This window comes from Octadecabacter sp. R77987 (assembly GCF_042466115.1).
GTDB lineage: Bacteria > Pseudomonadota > Alphaproteobacteria > Rhodobacterales > Rhodobacteraceae > SW4.
This window is the reverse complement of record NZ_JAXHBQ010000001.1, coordinates 451,804-472,014: the sequence shown is the minus strand read 5'-3', so window position 1 is coordinate 472,014 and position 20,211 is coordinate 451,804. Positions and strand designations below refer to the sequence as shown.

At 60.5% G+C, this 20,211-nt stretch carries 23 protein-coding genes; 7 read left to right on the top strand and 16 right to left on the bottom strand.

What is annotated here, in order from left to right; all coding sequences use genetic code 11:
* The gene (locus SJY21_RS02360) at positions 1–801 is read right to left on the bottom strand and encodes an enoyl-CoA hydratase (protein WP_377513116.1); all 801 of its coding nucleotides are present in this window, start codon (positions 799–801) and stop codon (positions 1–3) included.
* 50 nt (positions 802–851) lie between these two features.
* On the opposite strand from SJY21_RS02360, the gene SJY21_RS02355 reads away from it, so the two are divergent.
* The 4 genes from SJY21_RS02355 to rpsI all read left to right on the top strand — a co-directional run bounded on the left by SJY21_RS02355 (position 852) and on the right by rpsI (position 3,366).
* Complete coding sequence (locus SJY21_RS02355) at positions 852–1,271, top strand: PaaI family thioesterase (RefSeq protein ID WP_377505640.1); 420 nt, start codon at positions 852–854, stop codon at positions 1,269–1,271.
* A 40-nt stretch (positions 1,272–1,311) separates the two neighbouring features.
* A complete protein-coding gene (locus SJY21_RS02350) occupies positions 1,312–2,268 on the top strand; it encodes an SLAC1 anion channel family protein (protein ID WP_377505637.1) in 957 nt (318 codons plus the stop codon).
* A gap of 145 nt (positions 2,269–2,413) precedes the next feature.
* Entirely contained in the window at positions 2,414–2,875 is a 462-nt protein-coding gene (rplM, locus tag SJY21_RS02345; protein WP_377505634.1) for a 50S ribosomal protein L13, read from the top strand.
* Positions 2,875–3,366, top strand: coding sequence for a 30S ribosomal protein S9 (gene rpsI / locus SJY21_RS02340; RefSeq protein ID WP_377505631.1), 492 nt, complete (start codon positions 2,875–2,877; stop codon positions 3,364–3,366). Before rplM ends, rpsI begins: the two co-directional genes overlap by 1 nt.
* Before the next feature lie 135 nt (positions 3,367–3,501).
* On the opposite strand, the gene SJY21_RS02335 is transcribed toward rpsI, so the two are convergent.
* From SJY21_RS02335 to guaA, 9 genes are all read right to left on the bottom strand, one after another.
* A complete protein-coding gene (locus SJY21_RS02335; protein WP_377505628.1) occupies positions 3,502–4,119 on the bottom strand; it encodes a TetR/AcrR family transcriptional regulator in 618 nt (205 codons plus the stop codon).
* Positions 4,116–4,988, bottom strand: a complete 873-nt coding sequence (gene ppk2, locus SJY21_RS02330) for a polyphosphate kinase 2 (RefSeq protein ID WP_377505625.1) — start codon at positions 4,986–4,988, stop codon at positions 4,116–4,118. The genes SJY21_RS02335 and ppk2 overlap by 4 nt, the downstream gene beginning before the upstream one ends.
* A gap of 42 nt (positions 4,989–5,030) precedes the next feature.
* Complete coding sequence (locus tag SJY21_RS02325; protein ID WP_377505622.1) at positions 5,031–6,014, bottom strand: alpha/beta fold hydrolase; 984 nt, start codon at positions 6,012–6,014, stop codon at positions 5,031–5,033.
* Positions 5,998–6,915, bottom strand: coding sequence for a homoserine O-succinyltransferase (gene metA / locus SJY21_RS02320; RefSeq protein WP_377505619.1), 918 nt, complete (start codon positions 6,913–6,915; stop codon positions 5,998–6,000). The genes SJY21_RS02325 and metA overlap by 17 nt, the downstream gene beginning before the upstream one ends.
* Positions 6,916–6,945: 30 nt before the next feature.
* Positions 6,946–7,788, bottom strand: coding sequence for an ATPase (locus SJY21_RS02315; RefSeq protein ID WP_377505616.1), 843 nt, complete (start codon positions 7,786–7,788; stop codon positions 6,946–6,948).
* 91 nt (positions 7,789–7,879) lie between these two features.
* On the bottom strand, positions 7,880–8,908 hold the full coding sequence (locus SJY21_RS02310; protein WP_377505613.1) for a transporter: 1,029 nt from the start codon (positions 8,906–8,908) through the stop codon (positions 7,880–7,882).
* A gap of 124 nt (positions 8,909–9,032) precedes the next feature.
* Positions 9,033–9,911, bottom strand: coding sequence for a DMT family transporter (locus SJY21_RS02305; RefSeq protein WP_377505610.1), 879 nt, complete (start codon positions 9,909–9,911; stop codon positions 9,033–9,035).
* A gap of 129 nt (positions 9,912–10,040) precedes the next feature.
* Positions 10,041–10,721, bottom strand: a complete 681-nt coding sequence (locus SJY21_RS02300; RefSeq protein WP_377505608.1) for a YdcF family protein — start codon at positions 10,719–10,721, stop codon at positions 10,041–10,043.
* Complete coding sequence (gene guaA, locus SJY21_RS02295) at positions 10,712–12,277, bottom strand: glutamine-hydrolyzing GMP synthase (protein WP_377505605.1); 1,566 nt, start codon at positions 12,275–12,277, stop codon at positions 10,712–10,714. The genes SJY21_RS02300 and guaA overlap by 10 nt, the downstream gene beginning before the upstream one ends.
* Before the next feature lie 150 nt (positions 12,278–12,427).
* Between guaA and SJY21_RS02290 the strand changes: the two genes are divergently transcribed.
* Entirely contained in the window at positions 12,428–13,987 is a 1,560-nt protein-coding gene (locus tag SJY21_RS02290; protein WP_377505603.1) for a trimethylamine methyltransferase family protein, read from the top strand.
* Here SJY21_RS02290 and SJY21_RS02285 read toward each other — a convergent pair.
* A complete protein-coding gene (locus tag SJY21_RS02285; RefSeq protein WP_377505600.1) occupies positions 13,980–14,285 on the bottom strand; it encodes a DUF6477 family protein in 306 nt (101 codons plus the stop codon). The genes SJY21_RS02290 and SJY21_RS02285 overlap by 8 nt on opposite strands.
* Positions 14,286–14,506: 221 nt before the next feature.
* On the opposite strand from SJY21_RS02285, the gene SJY21_RS02280 reads away from it, so the two are divergent.
* Positions 14,507–15,562: a DUF6456 domain-containing protein gene (locus tag SJY21_RS02280; protein WP_377505597.1), complete on the top strand. Its 1,056-nt coding sequence runs from the start codon at positions 14,507–14,509 to the stop codon at positions 15,560–15,562.
* Here the strand turns inward: SJY21_RS02280 and SJY21_RS02275 are convergent.
* Positions 15,559–16,290, bottom strand: a complete 732-nt coding sequence (locus tag SJY21_RS02275) for a VIT1/CCC1 transporter family protein (protein WP_377505594.1) — start codon at positions 16,288–16,290, stop codon at positions 15,559–15,561. The two genes, SJY21_RS02280 and SJY21_RS02275, sit on opposite strands and share 4 nt — an antisense overlap.
* A 147-nt stretch (positions 16,291–16,437) precedes the next feature.
* Here SJY21_RS02275 and lipA point away from each other — a divergent pair, with 147 nt between their 5' ends.
* Entirely contained in the window at positions 16,438–17,388 is a 951-nt protein-coding gene (lipA, locus tag SJY21_RS02270; RefSeq protein WP_377505591.1) for a lipoyl synthase, read from the top strand.
* Here lipA and SJY21_RS02265 read toward each other — a convergent pair whose 3' ends face one another.
* The 4 genes from SJY21_RS02265 to SJY21_RS02250 form a co-directional block, all read right to left on the bottom strand.
* On the bottom strand, positions 17,389–18,279 hold the full coding sequence (locus SJY21_RS02265; RefSeq protein ID WP_377505588.1) for a c-type cytochrome: 891 nt from the start codon (positions 18,277–18,279) through the stop codon (positions 17,389–17,391). It abuts the gene before it with no gap.
* A 3-nt stretch (positions 18,280–18,282) separates the two neighbouring features.
* Positions 18,283–18,753, bottom strand: coding sequence for a c-type cytochrome (locus SJY21_RS02260; protein WP_377505586.1), 471 nt, complete (start codon positions 18,751–18,753; stop codon positions 18,283–18,285).
* Between the two features lie 110 nt (positions 18,754–18,863).
* Positions 18,864–19,019: a hypothetical protein gene (locus tag SJY21_RS02255; protein WP_377505583.1), complete on the bottom strand. Its 156-nt coding sequence runs from the start codon at positions 19,017–19,019 to the stop codon at positions 18,864–18,866.
* Between the two features lie 111 nt (positions 19,020–19,130).
* The gene (locus tag SJY21_RS02250) at positions 19,131–20,036 is read right to left on the bottom strand and encodes a porin (RefSeq protein ID WP_377505580.1); all 906 of its coding nucleotides are present in this window, start codon (positions 20,034–20,036) and stop codon (positions 19,131–19,133) included.
* Positions 20,037–20,211: the final 175 nt, after the last annotated feature.

The following is a 20,211-nucleotide window of genomic DNA, read 5'->3' as shown; positions in this document are numbered from 1 at the left end:
TTACCCGTTCGGCCAATCGGGTGCGCGCTTTTCAAGGAAGGCGGTGATCCCCTCGTCGGTGTCACGTTCCATCATGTTCGTGACCATCACTTGTGCCGCATAAGCATAGGCATCCGCCGTGTCCATCTGCGCCTGCGCATAAAACGCCTGTTTGCCGATCCGCACGGCCTTGGCCAGTTTGCCGGCAACTGTTTCGGCCAGACCTTGTGTGGTTGCGGCAAGGTCGTCGTGTGGCACGGCGCGGTTGATCAACCCAAGGTGCAGCGCTTCGTCGGTGTCGATGAACCGCCCCGTGGTCAGCATTTCAAACGCAGCCTTGCGCCCGATATTGCGGGTGAGCGCAACCATGGGCGTGGAACAGAACAGCCCGATATTGACGCCATTGACGCCAAAGCGTGTCCCTTGCGCCGCCACCGCCATGTCGCAGGTGGCAACCAGTTGACAACCCGCCGCAGTGGCGATGCCGTGGGGCATGGCAATGACGGGCTGGGGGATCGACTGGATACGCAGCATCAGGGCGGCACATCGGTCGAACAGATCGGCAAAATAGGCCGCCCCGCCGTCATCTGCTGCGCGCCCGGCCTGCATTTCCTTCAGATCGTGGCCTGCGCAAAACGCCTTGCCTGCGCCCGACAGGATCACCGCGCGCACGGCAGTGTCATCGGCGATGTCATCCAGCGCGCCATGGAGTGCGGCCAGCATGGCGTCACTCAGCGCATTCAGCCGGTCAGGCGCGTTCATCCGCAGATGCGCCACGCCGTTGGTATCGGTTCTGTCCAGCATTGCGCGGCTCCTTGTGATTGCGGGCGTTTGCGGGCAAGTCTAGGCGCGCAACAGGGCAGAGGGAAGACATGGCATCAAAGATGGACAAAGCGGCGCTTGACGCCTTTCTGGTGCAGGAATTCCCGCAGGTCGCCAGCCAGTTCGCCGTCGAGGACGTGGGCGAGATGACCTTGACCCTGCGCCTGATTGCCGCCGAGCAACACCTGCGCCCGGGCGGCACAATATCAGGCCCGACAATGTTCGGGCTTGCGGATGTGGCCACGTATCTTGCGATTCTGGCGATGATCGGTCCGGCGGCGCTGACCGTCACCACCAACGGCAACATTGATTTCATGCGCAAACCAGCGGCGGGTGTTGATCTGCTGTGCACCGCAAGGGTGCTCAAGCTGGGGCGCGTCCTGGCCGTGGGGGATGCGCTGATCTTTGGCGAAGGACAGGCAGCGCCTGTGGCCCGCGCCGCTTTGACCTATTCCATTCCGCCACAATAGATGCCATTACCCTGATGTATTAAAGACTCAGGAGGCCGCCATGTCCGAATCCCAACGCCTTGCGCATTTCCCGATCACGTTCTTTGCCGTGGTGATGGGCCTTTTGGGGCTGGCACTGGCGCTGCATGCGACTGCGCCGATGGTGCCGCTGGCAGGAACTGTCGCGCCTTTTGCGCTGATCCTTGCGATGGCCGTTTTTGCCGTGATTGCAGTGTTTTACGTGGTGAAGTGGATGCGTCACCCCGCCGCCGTGCACGGCGAATGGAACCATCCGGTCAAGCTGGCGTTCTTTCCGACCGTGTCGATTTCGCTGTTGTTGCTGGCGGTGGCCTTGCGCGAAGGCAGCACCATGCTGGCAACCGCGTTCTGGATTGCGGGCGCGGCGCTGCAAGGCGGGCTGACGCTGGCGGTGGTGTCGAACTGGATCAGCCATCGGTCATTCCAAGTGGGGCACCTGACACCGGCGTGGTTCATTCCCGCGGTTGGCAATGTGATCGTGCCGATCGCGGGGGTGTCTTTGGGCTTTCCCGAACTGTCGTGGTTGTTCTTTTCCACCGGCATCATGTTCTGGGTGGTGCTGCTGACGCTGGTGATGAACCGGCTGATGTTTCACGATCCGATTCCGGCGCGTCTATTTCCCACGATGATGATCCTGATCGCGCCACCCGCCGTGGGCTTTGTCGGTTATATCGCGCTGGTCGGGCAGGTTGATCCATTTGCGCGTATCCTGATGAACCTTGGTTATCTCTTTGCCGCGCTGATGGTCGTGCAAGTGCCGAAAATTCTGCGCTTGCCCTTTGCGCTGTCGTTCTGGGCGCTGTCATTTCCGCTGGCCGCCCTGTCGATTGCCGCGGCGCGCTATGGCGCGTTGACGGGTGTTGCGGCGCATCAATGGATCGGGGCGGTGGTTTGCGGTGTCCTGGTCATCACAGTTGCGGGCCTGATTCTGCGCACAGTGCGCGCGATTATGCGCGGTGAGATTTGCCAACCGGAATAATCAGGCGATAATAATGGGGTAAAATAATACCGCATTTTTAACCCGCTGTTTTGTAACGGTTTTTAGCGGCACACGCCACTTGACTGCGCGCGCGAACCCTATAGAACACCCCAATCTTATTCTCCCAAGCTTTAAGGGCATACCGATGAAAACCTTCTCTGCTACTCCGGCAGACATCGACAAGAAATGGATCCTGATCGACGCCGAAGGCGTTGTTCTGGGCCGTCTTGCCGTTGTGATTGCGACCCGCCTGCGCGGCAAGCACAAGCCGTCTTTCACACCGCACATGGATATGGGCGACAACGTTATCGTCATCAACGCCGACAAGGTGCAGCTGACCGGCAACAAGCGTGACAAGCCGAACTACTGGCACACCGGCCACCCCGGCGGGATCAAGTCGAAAACAACCGGCGAAATCCTTGAAGGTGCACACCCCGAGCGTGTGGTGATGCAGGCCGTCAAGCGCATGTTGCCCGGCAACCGCCTGTCGCGTCAGCAGATGACACACCTGCGCGTCTTTGCAGGTAGCGAGCACGGCATGGAAGCCCAAAAGCCCGAAGTTCTGGACGTGAAATCCATGAACAAAAAGAACACGAGGACTGCATAATGGCCGATCAAGTGAACTCCCTCGAAGAGCTGGGCGCCGTGGCTGAAACTGTTGAGGCGGCTCCTGTCGTTGAAACCATCACCCGCGAACCCGTTCGCGACGATCTGGGCCGTGCCTATGCCACCGGCAAGCGCAAGGATGCGGTCGCCCGCGTCTGGATCAAGCCCGGTTCCGGCAAGGTGACTGTCAATGGTCGCGAAATGAAGGTCTATTTTGCACGCCCCGTGCTGCAAATGATCCTGCGCCAGCCGTTCTCGGTAGCCGGTGTCGCTGACCAGTTCGACGTCCAAGCCACCGTCAAAGGCGGCGGTCTGTCCGGTCAGGCCGGTGCGGTTAAGCACGGTATCTCCAAAGCGTTGCAGCTTTATGATCCAAGCTTGCGTGGCGCACTGAAGGCCGCTGGCTTCCTGACACGCGACAGCCGCGTTGTGGAACGTAAGAAATACGGCAAGGCCAAAGCCCGCAAGAGCTTCCAGTTCTCCAAGCGTTAAGTTTGGCGACATGGTTTTCGGAAAGGGCGCTCCGCTGGGGCGCCCTTTTTGTATGAGAAAGGGGCAGCGGCGGCCCGTGGGGCGGGCCGTCGCTGGCCCGGCGCCTGCGGCTTGATTCCGGGCCATGTTTAACCGCTACTCATCCCCCTTGATCAGCCCTAACCCGCGCAGGTAGATCCCGATGCCGCTTTCCAGCAGGTCTTCGGGGGGGAAGGGGCTTTTGGTGCCGGGGCTGCCGCGCGCGAAGAGTTCCACAACGCCGTGCGACATCGCCCAGATATGTGCTGAAAACATCTGCGGCGGCGGGCGTTTGTCGGCGGGGATGTGTTCGCTCAGATCTTCGGCGGCTTTTTCCAGCACACCCAGCGCGCGGGTGGCGGCGGCGTTCAGGGCAGGGGTGCGCTGGATCGAAATGCCGCTTTCAAACATCGCCACGTAATGCCCGGGAAAACGGCGTGCAAAGGCCAGATAGGCGCGGCCCGTGGATTCAAACGCGGCCAGCGCCGAGGGCTGGCCCTTGTCATAGGCGTGATCCAGCAGATCGGCGAAAATCTCGTAACCTTGCCGCGCGGCTTCGGCAATCAGATCTTCGCGGCCTTCAAAGTGGCGGTAAACGGCGGCAGGAGTTACGCCAGCCTCGCGCGCGGCCTCGGACAGGGTAAACCCTGTTGGCCCTTTGGTTTCGATCAGCCGCAGGGCCGCCGTGACCAGCGCCTCGCGCAGGTTACCGTGATGATAGCCCCGCTTGCTCACTTGCCGGTCCACAATTCGGGGCCGCCGGCGACCAAGGGATCGACCGCGCCAAGGGCATTCGCATTCTTGCGGGCATAGTCGATCTGGGTCAGCACGGCGCGGATCGCGTTGACGCGGGCGCGGCGCTTGTCATCGCTGCGCACAACAATCCACGGGGTCGTGCCGGTGTGGGTGCGGGTCAGCGTTTCACCAATCGCATCGGTATAAGCATCCCAGCGTTTCAACCCTTCCACGTCGATCCAGCTAAGCTTCCACTGTTTCAACGGGTCTTTCTCGCGGTCCAGAAAGCGTTGCAACTGTGCTGCACGATCCACGTTCAGCCAGATCTTGAAAACCATGATGCCTTCGTCCACCAGCATCTGTTCAAAGGGCACGACCTGCGTGAACCAGTGGTCGCGCTGTTTGGGCGTGCAGAAATCGAACACATGTTCGACCACGCCACGATTATACCACGAGCGGTCGAAGAACACGATTTCGCCCGCCGATGGCAGATGTTCGATGTAGCGCTGGAAATACCACTGGCCGGCTTCTTCTTCGGTGGGTTTGGACAGGGCCACGGCCCGCGCGCCACGCGGATTCAGGTTTTCGCGAAACCGCTTGATCGTGCCACCCTTGCCCGCCGCATCACGCCCCTCGAACACGATGGCGATGCGTGCGCCGGTTTCGCGCGCCCAGGCCTGCATCTTGACCAGTTCGATTTGCAGCGCCTCAAGCGCATCCTCGTAGTCACCTTTGTCCCAGCGTTCATCGTAGGGGTAATCGGTGGAAAGGATTTCGCCCTTTTTTGCGCCTTTGATTTCGGCGCGCACGGCGTCTGGGGCGGTGTCTTTGAAAAACGCGCTGATCGCGCCGTCAAATGGCAAGTCCATAAGATACTCCGGTGTTTTGGGCAGTATGGGGGGGACGGGCGGCTAGCGCAATCCGGACGCCACGGCGGCGCGGTCGATCGCTGCAATCACCACATCCGATGAGACATGGTGCGGCATATGCCCGACCCCATCAAGCACGGTAAGGGTCGCATGGGGCACCTGCCGCGACAGCGGGATCGAGTGGATTTCAAGCGGGACAATCGTGTCGGCGTCACCGTGGATGATTTCGACGGGAATCGTGATGTCGCCGTAGCGTTTGGACATTTCAACCACATGCGGGCGCAGGCTGTTTACCTGCCGCCCGTTGGCGCGAAACGCCGCGCGCCGCGTTGTCAGGGTCGCACCGACATAATGGGCATAGCCTTCGGGGGCGACTTGCGGGTCAAAGATGGAGGCGATATTGTCCTCGATCCGCTGCTGGCTGGCGAAGGCGGTGATCAGCGGCGGCAACATCGCGCCACCAAGGGCCGTGCCATTGATCCGGTAAAGTGCGCCCAGCCTGCCGGGCCAAGGGTTCGAGGGGGCGGCCACATTGATCACGGCGGCGATACTGTCGGGCCGTTCCAGCGCCCAAGCCAGCGCAATCGTGCCGCCGTAAGAATGGCCCAAGACGATAGGCTTGTCCGCGCCCAGTTGTGCAGCTGCGGCCTGAAGCATGATCGCCTGGTCGGCGGGGCTTTCGGCGGCGGTGTTGAACGGCCCGCCGAATTCATCGCTCGCGCGGTCGGTATAGCCCAGTCCGGGGCGGTCAAAGACAATGACGCGGTAGTCGTCCTTGACCTGATCGACAAAGGCAAAGGTGAAGTCGCGGGTATTGCCGCTTGCCCCATGGATCAACACCAGATCGGGGCCTTGGCCAGCCATAACGTAATGCACGCGCCGCCCGTCGACGGTCACAAAATCGCCCTCGGGCGGGTAATCGACCTCGGCCTGTGCTTCGTGCTGCGCGGCACGCTTGTTCACAAAGGTGCCACCTGCTGTCAGCAGGGCAAGGGCGGCGAGGGTGAGTTTAGTTGCCAATTTCATTCAAATCATAAGGTGTGGACTGATAAACTTCGGTCAGCCAATTACCATATAGGAGGTGCGCGTGACTTCTCCACCGGTTTTGCGGCGGTTTCGTCGGGTCATCGCCGGGATAATAGTTTTGCGGCACGTTGATCGGCGTGCCCGAGGCAACATCGCGATCATATTCTTCCTTCAAGGTGCCGCTGTCATATTCAAAGTGGTTAAAGATATAGAGCGCACGATGCGCGGGGTCTTCGACCAGACAGGGACCCGCATCAGGGCTGGTGATCAGGGTGCGCAGGCCGGTGGCGGCCGCGATTTCATCCTGACGCATTTCGGTCCATCGGCTGACGGGGATCACGCAATCGTCTGAAAAGCCACGCAAATACGGCGATGACGCATCGGTCACATGATGGCGGAAACAGCCGAACGCCTTGTGATCCAGCATGTGTTTCTTGACGCCACGAAAGTGATTGATCATCGCCATGCCACCCCAGCACACACCGAATGTGGAATGCACGTTGGTCTGGGTCCAGGCAAACACCTCGCGCAATTCGTCCCAATAGGTGACCTGATCAAAGGGCAGGTGTTCGATCGGTGCGCCGGTGATGATCAGCCCGTCGAAACGCTCGCCCTTTACTTGGGAAAACGGGCGGTAGAATTCTTCCATATGCTCGGCGGCGGTCGTCTTGACCTCGTGATCGCTCATCCGGATCAGGGTCAGTTCGATTTGCAGGGCCGTGGCGCCGATCAGACGGGCGAACTGGGTTTCTGTTTGGATTTTCTTGGGCATCAGATTGAGAAGGGCAATCCGCAGCGGGCGGATATCCTGACGCGCGGCCTGATCTTCGGACATGACATTCACGCCCTCGCGGGTGAGGACATCAAAGGCGGGGAGGTCGGAGGGAATCTTGATGGGCATATCGGTGCTTTCGGCGAAAGTGTCAGGGCGTTAGGCCGGCAGGGCGCGGGCGATCAGGGCGTCAAAATCCGCGGGGCTTTGCACATCAGCGATGTCTTCGGCCGTGACGGTGACACCCCAGCGCGACATTCGCTCATACAATGGCTGACGGTGCGCCAAGGCGCTGGCATAGGTCCAGCGAATGAAGTCATCTGGATTAACTTCATCTTCTTTCATGCTGTTTTCATTCAGGTATTTTTCCCAGCAGTCAGCCAGAAAATCAGGGCGATAGGCCATCGGCTTGGGTGCCTTGTCAAAGCGTCGCACCAGTTCGGCGGTGTGGGCGTCGCTGCCCTTGATCCAGACCATCAGGCAGTTCTGCGACAGCATCCGCATCAGCGGATCATCATCCGTGCCATCGACCCATTCACAGATCGACCCGCCGGTATCGCAAATGAAATGCGGGTAGCCATAAAGTGCCTGCGCGCGTTCGATGAAATGCGGCGTGTCGTTCAGGGCGGCAATCTCGGCGGCCTGAAACTGGGCCTGACGGCGCTTGAATTCGGCCATCGGCAGGCCGCCCTTGCCCGGTTTGCCCAGATATGTGGACACCGGCGTCAGGTTATCAAAGGTGATATTTGACCCGATATAGATACTGTCCGACAGCAGCATATCGCGCAGGAACGGCACCTGCATCGCCTGCCGTTTGGCATTGTCAGCGATCAACTCGCCCATATAGCGCGTACCGATGCGGTAATCGATGGAATAGTGAAACCAGTCGCCTTGCGCGCGCAGCATGTTGGATACATGGGTTTTGCCAAGGCCGGACATGCCAAAGAACAGCACCCGCTTTTGCGGGGCGTTCAGCCAGTCTGATGCGGTTTCATAAATCATGCCAGTTAGGTAGCGCGCGTGCCCCAGCCCTGCAACGAAAAAGCCCCGCCTGTTGGGGCGGGGCTGAATCCGGTGTGGTATTGGTGGCGCTTTAGTAGTTGTAGGCGACCTTGAGGCCGACAGCCACCGCCGAGTTGTCGGTGAAATCAGCCGGTCCGCCGCCAAATGGCGTGAAATCGGCAGTCGCGTCACCGATGTGAATGTAGCGGACACCACCTGAAACTTCTACGCCGCTGTCGAGCGTGTAGGCCGCCCCGACCTGAAGGCTGAGATTGCCGTCAGTTGGCGCGAAAGGCGAAGCGATGCCACCCTGTGCTGCTTCGTAACCAATGGTGATCGAACCCGAAAGGTTATCGGAAAAACGACGACCCACGCCGATATTGTAAGTCATGCCATCGTTGCTGGGTGCGTAGAACTGCCCTACTGCAGGGAAGCTCTCTGTCAACGAGGCCGCGGACCATTCAGCCCAGCGAATTGAGCCGAACACCAAAGTGTCCGCCGCAACACCCGTCTGGAAATCAAGGTTCACGGACTGGGGAAACGCAGCGACAAGCGTGGTTGGAGCCAAGACACCGTCGTGCGTAATTTCAATCGCACTGGAGTATGTCAGCGCAACCCGCAGCGCGATGTCGGGCCGTTCGTAGGCGGCACCGATGAGGTATCCCGTTCCGCTCGCGGGGTCATAGGTGTTCGAAAAGCCACCAAGTGTCAGTTCACCACTGGTTTGAAGGAAGCGAAGACCGGCATGGAACGAAATGTTCTCGTTCACTTCATAGCGACCGACCGCAGTAATGCCCAGGCTGTCGATAACGCCGGCGATGGGCAGACCAACGTAGGCAACATCGGCACCGTATGGCTGATCCACGATCAACGAAAGCGACAGGTTTTCGTCGAACTGATGCTTATAGGCGAACCCGAACTGGGTGTAGGACGGTGCCATATTCGCCCCGCCAAGCGCCGCTGACGACACGCTGGGCGTCACTGAACCAAAGCTCAGCTCGGCATAATTGCCCTCTTCGAAAATGACGCCGATGCTTTGACCGGAGCGGTCAAGCCCTGCGGCGAATGCGGAAGTTGTGGTCAGCAGCAGTGCTGCGCCGGTTGTCAAAAACTTGTTCATGGTCTCTTCCCTGTTTGCTGCGCGTGTGGGCGCGCAATTCCTCGTCCCTGACCAAGTGCTAGGGTGTGAATGACGTTTCGGTCAATTCTTTACGCAACGTCAGAGTTGTAATCGCGCCGTAGCGTTACTTTTGGGTGACGGGGGCCATCGGCCCGTGACCGAACCGGATATTGACGTAATTGCCCGCAAATATCAGCGCCGCACCAACGAAGACCAGTGGATCAAGTGCTTCGGCGTAAAACAGCGCGCCGACCACGGCAATCACCGGCAGGCGCACGAAATCCATCGGCATCACGACGCTGGCCGGTGCGATTTTCAGAGCCGATGTAAGGCAGAAATGCGCCAGCAACCCCGCGCAGCCGATCAGCACCAGCCACGGCAGGGTTTGCGCGCTTGGCAGGGCCATATCCCCGTCATATCCGGCACAGACCAGCCCGAACACCGCCTGCATCGCAGTGAGGTAAAACAGGATGCAGGTGATCGTTTCCGTGCGGGTCAGCCGCCGCGTCAGGATAGCCGTGATCCCGAACCCAACGGCACACAAGGCCGCTGCGATCAACCCCGCATTCAGCGGTGTCGCCCCCGGCTGTGCGACGATCAGGATCCCAACAAAGCCGATCATTGCGGATATCACGCCGACCCGCGTCAGCCGTTCGCCCAGGATCAGTGGCGATAGCATGATCACCCAGAGTGGTGTGGTGAATTCCAGCGCAAAGACCTGCGCCAGCGGGATCACCGTGATCGCAAAGAACCACAGGTTCTGCCCCGAAAAATGCGCCATGTTGCGGATCAGGTGCAGGCCAAGGTTGCGGCGGCTGATCTGGGGCAGGGTGCCGGCCGCACCGGCGACGATCAAGACGATGCACAGCCCGAACAGGCTGCGATAGGTCATGATTTCAAAGGTATCCAGATCAAAGCTGACCACACGCCCCGCGATCGCCATCGCCGTAAAGGACGCGATGGCGCCTGTCATCCAGAGCGCGGCTTGCAGGGGTGGTGACATGTGGGAACCCAAACTGTTTGCAACGATGTGCCACGGCGCGCGCGTTTAGGAAAGCCCGTTCGGATGCAAGGGGCGCTGCCCCCGTCCTTGCGGACTCCCCCGGAGGTATTTTTGAACAAAAGAAGCAGGTCAGTGCAGCCAGTCGATACGGTCGTCAGGCGGGATGCCAAGGGCCCCACCCAGTGAATAGGCCGCCGCGCGCGCGCCGTTGAACCACAGGGCAAGCGTTTCGCGCAGGATGATCCCCTGGTTGATCCGCCCCGATGCAGGGTCGCGGCGCACCGGATTTGACATGACCAGCGTGATGTCGGGCTGGGCCAGCCCCAACTGCCACGCCGCCCAGCGGATCGAGGCCCAGCAGCGGGGCAGGTGGAAGCCTTCGGAAACGATGATGATGCGGCCTGCATCCGTAAGCGGCAGGGAAAAGAGGCCGTTTTGCAATGTTGATTGCGCGCGGGATTCTATGATCAGGTCAGCGGCTGGCACACCGAACGCTTGGGCCAGTGCGGCCATCTGACCTCCCGCACTAGGGCCATCGGGTGCGGCCACACCGCCTGTCGTCAGCACCTTGGGTGCGACACCGGCGGCATAAAGTTCAGCGCATCTTGCGACACGGTCGATGGTTGCGGGGGCAAGGGTGCCGTCACCCGTCATCCCCGCGCCGAAACAGATGATCACATCGGCGGGCGCAAGGTTGGCGCTGTCTGTTTCGGGCCAGAAAAGCACCCAGGCAAACACAAACCCATAGGTCAGCCCCCAGATGGCGCCACCCCACAACAGCAACCTGCGCAGCAGGCGGGTTACTCCCACTCGATCGTGCCGGGCGGTTTGCTGGTGATGTCATAGGTCACGCGGTTGATGCCCTGCACTTCGTTGATGATCCGCGTGGCGGTTTCACCAAGGAAATCATGAGTGAAGGGGTAGTAATCCGCGGTCATGCCATCGACAGACGTGACCGCGCGCAGGGCACAGGCGAAATCATAGGTGCGCCCGTCACCCATCACGCCAACCGTGCGCACGGGCAGGATCGCAACAAAGGCCTGCCAGATGTCGTCATATAGCCCGTGGCGGCGGATCTGGTCGATATAGACCGCATCGGCCTTGCGCAGGATGTCGAGCTTTTCGCGGGTGATCTCGCCGGGGCAGCGGATCGCAAGGCCCGGTCCGGGGAAGGGGTGACGGCCAATGAATGACGCAGGCAGGCCCAGTTCGTGGCCCAACGCGCGCACCTCGTCCTTGAACAGCTCGCGCAGGGGTTCGACCAGTTTCAGCCCCATCTTTTCGGGCAACCCGCCAACGTTGTGGTGGCTCTTGATCGTGACGGACGGGCCACCGGAAAACGACACGGATTCAATCACATCGGGGTAAAGCGTGCCCTGGGCGAGGAATTCGGCGCCTTCGATGTCATTGGCGTATTTCTGGAACACGTCGATGAACAGGCGGCCAATGATCTTGCGCTTGGTTTCCGGGTCGCTTTGGCCGTCAAGTTCGCCCAGAAACAAGTCCTGCTCGTCGGCGTGTATCAGTGGCATGTTATAGTGGTCGCGGAACATGGTGACGACTTCATCCGCCTCGTTCTGGCGCAGCAACCCGTGATCGACGAAGACGCAGGTCAGCTGATCACCGATCGCTTCGTGCAGCAGCACGGCGGCAACCGAACTGTCCACACCACCCGACAGGCCGCAGATCACCTTCTTGTCGCCCACTTCCTCGCGGATTTTGCGGATCGCCTCGTCGCGGTAAGCATCCATGGTCCAGTCACCGGTGAACCCTGCGTCCCGGACAAAGTTTTCATACAGTGTCTTGCCGTTGGGGGTGTGGTGCACCTCGGGGTGGAACTGCACTGCGTAAAACCGGCGTTCCAGATCGGCGGTGATCGCAAAAGGCGCGTTGGGCGAGGTGCCGTAAACCGCAAACCCCGGCGCGATGGCCGAGACATGGTCGCCGTGGCTCATCCAGACCTGTTCGCGTCCGTCAAGGAACCAGCCGTTCAGCAGATCAATGCGCTGATCATCGGGCGTGACATAGGCGCGGCCGAATTCGGCGGTGCCGTGGCCCCGTTCCACCTTGCCGCCCAGCATGTGCATCATGACCTGCTGGCCATAACAAATCCCCAGCACCGGCACGCCCAGATCAAAGACGCGCGCGGGCGGGCGCGGTGATCCGTCGTCGATTACACTGGCCGGACCACCCGACAGGATCACCGCCTTGGGGGCGAAATCGGCCAGAAAATCATCCGTCACGTTCTGATAGGGGTGAATTTCGCAATAGACGTTGAGTTCACGCAGACGGCGCGCAATCAGCTGCGTCACCTGAGAGCCAAAGTCGATGATCAAAAGGCGGTCGTGTTGGGCTTGAATATCCATGACGCCCTCGTAAATCGCCCACGGCACGGGCGCAAGATGCGGCGCGCACGCGCGATGTCGCTTTTACACCCCATGCGCCGCAAATCCGTGCAAGGTGCGGGGGGCGCGGGTGTAGGTTTTGTCCAAACAGATTCTATTGGGATGATCGCCATGACCGAAGCAGCAGCAGAACCAGCACGCGCAGGCCGCCGTGGACGCGGGGGCGGCGGGGCCGCGCGGCGCGCCGAACGCACGGCCGTTTCGGTGGAAACCGCCAAGTATATCCAGCGCAAGATTCCCAATTTTGAAATCCTTGACGAGGCGGCGCTGGACATCATCCAGGCCAACGCCGAACAGATCCTGGAAGAAATCGGCGTGGCTTTTGTTGACAACCCCGCCGCGCTTGAGCGCTGGAAGGCTGCGGGCGCTGACGTGAATGGCGAGCGCGTGCGCATCCCAAAGGGGTTGGCGCGCAAGTTGTGTGAAACCGCACCGTCGACCTTTACCCAGCACGCCCGCAATCCCGAACGCAACGTTGAAATCGGCGGTAAGAACCTTGTGCTGGCCCCTGTCTATGGCCCGCCGTTCGTGCGTGATGCCGCTGGCGGGCGGCGCTATGCCACGATCGCCGATTTCCAGAAATTCGTGAAGCTGGGCTATATGTCAAAGTGGCTGCATCATTCCGGCGGCACCGTCTGCGAACCCACCGATGTGCCGGTGAACAAGCGCCATCTGGATATGTTGCTGGCGCATATGACCTTGTCCGATAAACCCTTTATGGGGTCCGTGACCGAACCCGAACGCGCCCAGGACAGCATCGAGATGTGCGAGATCCTGTTTGGCAAGGAATTTGTAGCCGACAACACCGTGATGGTGAACCTGATCAACATCAACTCGCCGATGACGTTTGACGCAACGATGATGGGTGCTTTGGAGGTTTACGCCGCCCACAATCAGGCCTGCATCATTTCGCCCTTCATCGTTGGCGGGGCCATGGCGCCCGTGTCGGTTGCCGGCACCCTGACGCAGGTCTTTGCCGAAGTGCTGGCCGGTGTGGCCTATTCGCAGTTGATCCGCGCCGGTGCGCCTGTGATCATGGGGGCCTTCGTGACCTCGATCGACATGAACAGCGGCGCGCCCACCTTCGGCACACCCGAAGCGGCGCATATCACCTATGGGGCAGGGCAGTTGGCACGGCGCATGGGGTTGCCCTATCGCAGTGCAGGGTCGTTCTGCGGATCAAAGCTGCCTGATGCGCAGGCCGCCTATGAAACCGCCAACAGCCTGAACATGGGGCTGCTGGCAGGGGTGAACTTCATGCTGCATTCCTGCGGCTGGCTTGAAGGCGGGCTTGTCGCCAGCTTCGAGAAATTCGTCATGGACGCCGACCAGCTGGGCACGCTGCACCACCTGGCCAAGGGTGTCGAGATGGACGAGAATGCCCAAGCCCTTGACGCGATCCGCGAAGTGGGGCCGGGCGGGCACTATCTGGGCTGTGCGCATACGCAAGCGAACTTCAAGACCGCGTTCTGGCGCAGTGACCTGTTTGATTACAAACCCTTCGAGACATGGGACGAGGAAGGCGCGCGCGACACCCAGGCCCTTGCCAGCATTCGCGTGCAAAAAATGGTCGATACCTACGTCCAGCCGCCGCTTGATCCTGAAATCCATGCCGCCCTGACCGCCTATGTCGAGGCGAAAAAGGCCAGCATGCCCGACAGCTTTATGTAGGCACCAGCGTCGGGCGGGTCGTGGCGCGCAAGATCCGCGCCTCGCCCATGATGGCGATCAAAAGGTCCAGATGGCGGGCGATGCCGTATTCGGCCTGTTTGGCCACGCGTTGCCCGTCCATCACCGCTTCCAGTTCCAAAAGCATCATCAGCGCCTGCGCCGAACGGGGCAGGTGATCGGTGCGCAAGACACGGCGCAGGTGCCGTTCGCGATCGTATTCGTCAACCCCGAACCGGGCAGCGTTGACCAGCAGTTTCGGGCGCTCCAGTGCGCCAACCATCCCCAAGACATCCAACATTTGCAGCATCCTTTTGTTTCCAGCCTGTGGACAATCGCACAACCTATACGGGTGTTGCGCGAGGGCTAAAGGTTAAGAACGCTGCGGTTAAGAATGTTTATCATTTAGAAACAATGATGAACATACTGCTCATTGTTAACAAATCGGAAACTTTTTCAACCTTAGCTTGTGGATAACTTGCTGGAGTGCGCAGAGGGACCTGCGCATAAAATGGGGACAACATGCGGACTGAACCACGCTTAAGGGTTGCGCGGGTGCGGCCTGATTTCGTGCCAAAAGCGGTGCGTCACTATCTTGATCACACCGCGGCGGGCACATCCATTCGCGCCTTGGCCCGTGCTGCGGACGTTCACGCAAGCACGATTCTGCGACAGGTGCGCCGGATCGAAAACCGCCGTGACGATCCGCTGGTTGATGCAGCCCTGCGCCGGCTTTCCGAACACTCTGATGCAGCTTCGCTTTCGCAACAGGAGCCATGCATGACAAAGACCCCCCGCACGACCGCCCGTGAAGAACAGCAACGCATTGCGGCCGAATGCAGCCGCGCCCTGCGCCGTCTGATGGAAACCGGTGCGGTGCTGGCTGTGGCAAAGGACATGGAAATGGCCGTGGTGGTGCGCGATGCCCCCGATGGCAGCACCACACGCACCGCCGTGGTCGGACAGGACGTGGCGCAGGCGCTGGCGCTGAACGACTGGATCGCGACAGACGACCCCGATGCACGGATCGTGAAATATCGCGTGACAGCGGCAGGGCGCAACCAGTTGCGCGCCTTCATGGCCAATGATGAAAACCGTGCCACCGGCATGGCCGAAGCGCCCGCCAGTTTCGACCATGCGCGTGTTGCCGCCCCCGCCGAAAGCCCGCTTAACGGGTTGGCGCGGCGGCGCGACAAGGATGGCAAACCCTTTCTCAGCAGCGCCTTGGTGCGGGCGGGCGAACGCCTGCGCGAGGATTTTGAACTGGCGCAGATGGGGCCGCGCGTCACGCAGGACTGGGACAGTTTCCTGACTGCTGGCACAACGCGGACACACAGCGGCGCATCGGGCAATTCGCCTGCCGCTGCCGATGCGCGCGTCAAGGCGGCCCTTGCCGATCTTGGCCCGGGACTGGCGGATATCGCCCTGCGCTGCTGCTGTTTCCTTGAAGGGATGGAAACCACCGAAAAGCACATGGGCTGGTCGGCGCGATCAGGCAAGATCGTGCTGCGCATCGCCTTGCAACGTCTGCGCCTGCACTATGACAGTCTGGGGCAGGCGGGCAAAATGATCGGTTAACCCCCCACCAGCCAGCCCACACCGTAGGCCACTGCCGCACAGATGATCCCGACCAGCATGGTTTCCCCCATGGTGCGGGCAAGGCGTTCGCCCGTCGCGCTCCACCGTAGCAGGCCAAGGGCGGCAAGGGCCGACAGCGTTGCCCCGACCGATATCCAGAACGTGGTATCTGTCGGAGGCAGCACGAAATAGGGCACAAGCGGGATCACACCAAAGGCAAGAAACGCGACAAATGTGAAGCTGCCATTAATGGCAGGGGTATCGTCACGCGGATCGGCTTGGCCAAACTCATAGGTCATCATCAGGTCCGCCACGGCTTCGGGGTGGTCGCCAAGGGCAGAGGCAGTTTGCGCGGCAGTGTGTTCGGGTAAGCCGCGTTCCTGCAATATCTGTTGCAATTCGCGCAGTTCCTGTTCCGGGTCGTCCTGCAATGCGCGCATTTCGGCGCTGCGGCGCGCGTGATACATATCGCGCGCCGCGCGCCCTGACAAAAATTCACCAAGCCCCATCGACACCCCATCGGCAAAAAGGTTGGCAAGCCCAAAGACCAGCACCGCCAGCCCACCGATCTGCGCAACGCCTTCGGCGGCGGCCCCGGCAAAACCCGCGACAATCGCAAAGGTCGTGACGATCCCGTCATTGCCGCCATAGACGATCTGGCGCAGATATTCCTGCACAGCTGTTTGGCGATGGATATCGCGGCGGTGGGTCGTCCAGTTGATGGCCATTCGTGGCATCCTTTTATAGTGCGCCAATTATAGCGTGGCGCGCGACGAATGCACATGGCGCATGGCGGCAATGTCCCTCTTGGGCTTGCCGCGCAAATCCCCTAGTGTAAATCAAAGCGAACGTTCACGTGTGGGAGGAGCCACAAGATGCGCGATCTGAAAATTCCGGCACAGCGCCACCCTGAAAAGCAGCGCCGCCCCGATAGTGCCCAGCCCAAGAAACCTGACTGGATTCGCGTGAAAGCACCCGGTGGTGCGGGCTATGCCGATACCGCGCGCATCATGCGCGACAACAAGCTGACAACCGTCTGCGAGGAAGCGGGCTGTCCCAATGTGGGCGAATGCTGGTCCCAGGGCCATGCCACGATGATGATCATGGGCGAGGTTTGCACCCGCGCCTGCACCTTCTGCAATATCGCCACGGGCAAGCCGCCCGAGGATCTGGATATCTTTGAACCCGGTCGCGTGGCTGATGCCGTGAAAAAGCTGGGGCTGAACCACGTTGTGATCACCTCCGTGGACCGCGACGATATCGAGGACGGCGGGGCCGAGCATTTCGCCCAGACGATCCGCGCCATTCGCAAACAAGCGCCCGACACCACGATCGAAATCCTGACGCCGGACTTTATTCGCTGCGATCCTTCGGTGCTGGAAATCGTCGTCGAGGCGCGCCCGGACGTATTCAACCACAACCTTGAAACCGTGCCCGGCCTTTACCCCGAAGTGCGCCCCGGCGCGCGCTATTTCCATTCGCTGCGCCTGTTGCAGCGGGTCAAGGAACTGGACCCGACGATGTTCACCAAATCGGGTATCATGGTGGGCTTGGGCGAGGACAAGCAGGCCGTTGTGCAAGTCATGGAAGACATGCGCGCCGCCGACATCGACTTCCTGACCATCGGCCAATACCTGCAACCGACCCCGAAACACCACGCGGTTGACCGGTTCGTGACGCCTGACGAATTCAAGTCTTATGAAAAGACTGCCTATAACAAGGGGTTCTTGATGGTTTCGGCCACGCCGCTGACGCGCTCCAGCTATCACGCGGGCGATGATTTTGCGCGCCTTCGCGCGGCGCGGATAGCGAAACTGGGGGCGTGATCACTCCACCGCAGGCACGGCCTTGAGGTAGGCGGCAATCGCCGCGCGGTCGCTTTCGGGCAGGCGGGACGTGTTGGCGATGACATCGACCATTTCACCGCCCGCTGTGTCAAAGTCTGGGGTGAAGCCGCTGGTCAGGTATTCCACAATCTCGCCCTCGCTCCATGCCAGTTCACCCGCGGTGATGTTGGGAATGGTGCCTTCGCCGCCGGGGTGGGGCGCACCGGCCAGCCATTGCCCGCGCTGCAATCCGCCCAAGGCGTTGCGCGGCGTGTGACATTCGCCGCAATGGCCCAAGGCTTCGACCAGATAGCGGCCGCGCGTCACCTCTGCTGTCTGCTCACCCGCCAAGACCCATGCATCAGATGCGAACAGCAGTTTCCATCCTCCCAACGACCGCCGGATATTGAACGGGAACCCCACATCATGCGGCTGGCTGGCCACATCACTTGCGGGCAGGCTGCGCAGATGGGCGATCAAATCAACGATGTCCTGCGGATCGGCCTTGGCATAGGCGGTATAGGGAAAGGCCGGATAGTAATGCGCGCCAGCAGGGCTGACGCCGCGCATGATGGCATTTGCCAGATCATAATCGCTCCACCCGCCGATACCTGCCGCCGGATCGGGCGAAATATTTGGGGCGATAAAACTGCCAAAGTCGCTGGGGAACGCACGACCACCGGACAGGACGGGCATGTCAGTTGGTTCACTGTCGGGTGCGGTGTGGCAGGATGCGCAACCGGCCGCGGCAAAGACCAGCGCGCCGTGCGCGGCGTCCCCCTCACGCCCCGCAATCACGGCGGGATCAAGCGGGGTGGGGCGCGTCAGGAACCACGCGACCACACCGCCCAGAACCGCAAGCACCACACCGGTGCGGATCAACCGCCGCATGGTCTATTCGTTGCGCTGGCGGTATTCGCGGTGGCAGGCACCACAGGCACCACCAACCGGCCCGAACGCCGCCTTGAGCGCGTCCAGCCCATCACCGGCGACTCCTTCCAACCCCTGCGCGGCGGCCAGCAGATCAGCCTGATCGGCCATGAACCCATCCATGTCATCCCAGATCGCGGGCAGGGCGCGGCTGCCTTCGACAGACGTGTCGGACCCGTCCACCCAATAGCCCGCGTTGTTCACGCCGGCGAGCGCCACCAGGTTGCTGGCCGCGATCATCGCCGCCTCGGCGTCATAGCGGATCTTGTCCTGTGCCATGCCACCCAGCGTGCCAAGGTTGTGGGAATACAAGGTCATATGCGCCTGTCGCGCCTTCATCGCACTTGCGACTTCGGGGGCGATATGGCTCTCGGCCACCGCAAAGCCCGCAAGCGCAAGCGTCGATGTGGCAAGGAACAGCGAAAATCTGGTCATGGCAGCCTCCTTGGTTGAACGTGACCCAGCGTAACACAGGCCTAACCCAACCAATCAAGTATTTGCGAACAGGTTTGGTGCATGGACGCACAAAAACGCAGATGGTCGGCCTAGCGCACGACCCTAGGACGGCTGCTTTCCACCGCCATCCAGTCGGGAAAGCCGATCCAGCGTTCAATCCCCGCGATCACAAGGCAGATCACGATCACTGCGATCACTAGGATCACACGTTGCTGGCTGGGCGGGCGTTTGGCCCAGCGGGCCATTCGCAAAAGGTGGCGGACTTCACGCATGTGGGCAGAATGGCAGACACGGGCACAAAGCAAAAGGGCGCAAGTTGCCCTGCGCCCAGTCATCCAAAACGGGTGCGTCGCGTCCTAGAAGGTGTAACCGACTTCAAAGTTGTAAAGCGGATCGCCGCCACCACTGAACTGCGTGATATCGGCCCGCACGAAGGCACCGACATCAAAGGTGTATTGCCCGCCGATCCCGTAAACCTCTTGCGAGGTAACACCGTCGCCAATGTGCAGATAGGTCAGACCAGCCGCGAATTCGTCGTTCACCTGATATTCGCCTGTCAGGAAGATCGAGTTGAGGTCATCAGCGAAACCCGGATTCATCGTATAGCTGATCAGCCCGGAAAACGGCCCATTGGCGTATTTCGTGCCCAGCGAATAGCGCGCTTCCTGACCGGCACCAAGGCCGGACAGGGTTTCAAACACGGCGAATGGCGTGAAATTGCCTGCGTCATAGGACACGACACCGCCCGTCAGGGTTTCATCGGTGTTCTGCGAGCTGTGAACGCTGAGGCCAAACTGGACCTGACCGGCATTTCCATCATAGCGAAGCCCGTAAACTTCGTCGTCAGACACGAGGATGAGCGGCAAGATACTGCCGGCAAACTGTCCGAAGAAAAACATGGCGTCGGGGTTTTCGCCAAAGCGTGGACCATCAAGCAGGTCGCTGATCACCGACTTGGGGCGACCGAACTGCAAGGTGCCGGGACCCAGATCATAGGTCAGCCCGTAGTAAAATTCATCAATATTGGCCCCAAGGTCGTCAGAGGGGGCAATGGCTGCGTAGTCAATAAAATAGCCAAGGCCGGAACTGCCCGCGAACTGGCCCTGCACATTGAAATCAAGCGTGATATATTCAAAGTCACTGCTGGTATCGGAGACAATGCCGTACGAGATCGACCCTCCGAAATTCATATCCGGCCCGCTTTGTGCGGCGGCAGCGGTGGCGAAACAGGCGATGCCTGCGCAAATTGCGATTGTTTTCATGTCGTTGCCTCGTCTCAATGTCTGGATCAAAATGATTACGTAGGGTCATGCTACGGGGCCAGTCGCACTTCTCAAAGCGCCCGGCACCAGAAAATGGCTGCCTGTGACACAAAAACATGGGGTCTCGGCGGTATCCTGCCATTGCAGGATGCACAGCCGCCCTGCAGCGGCGCTT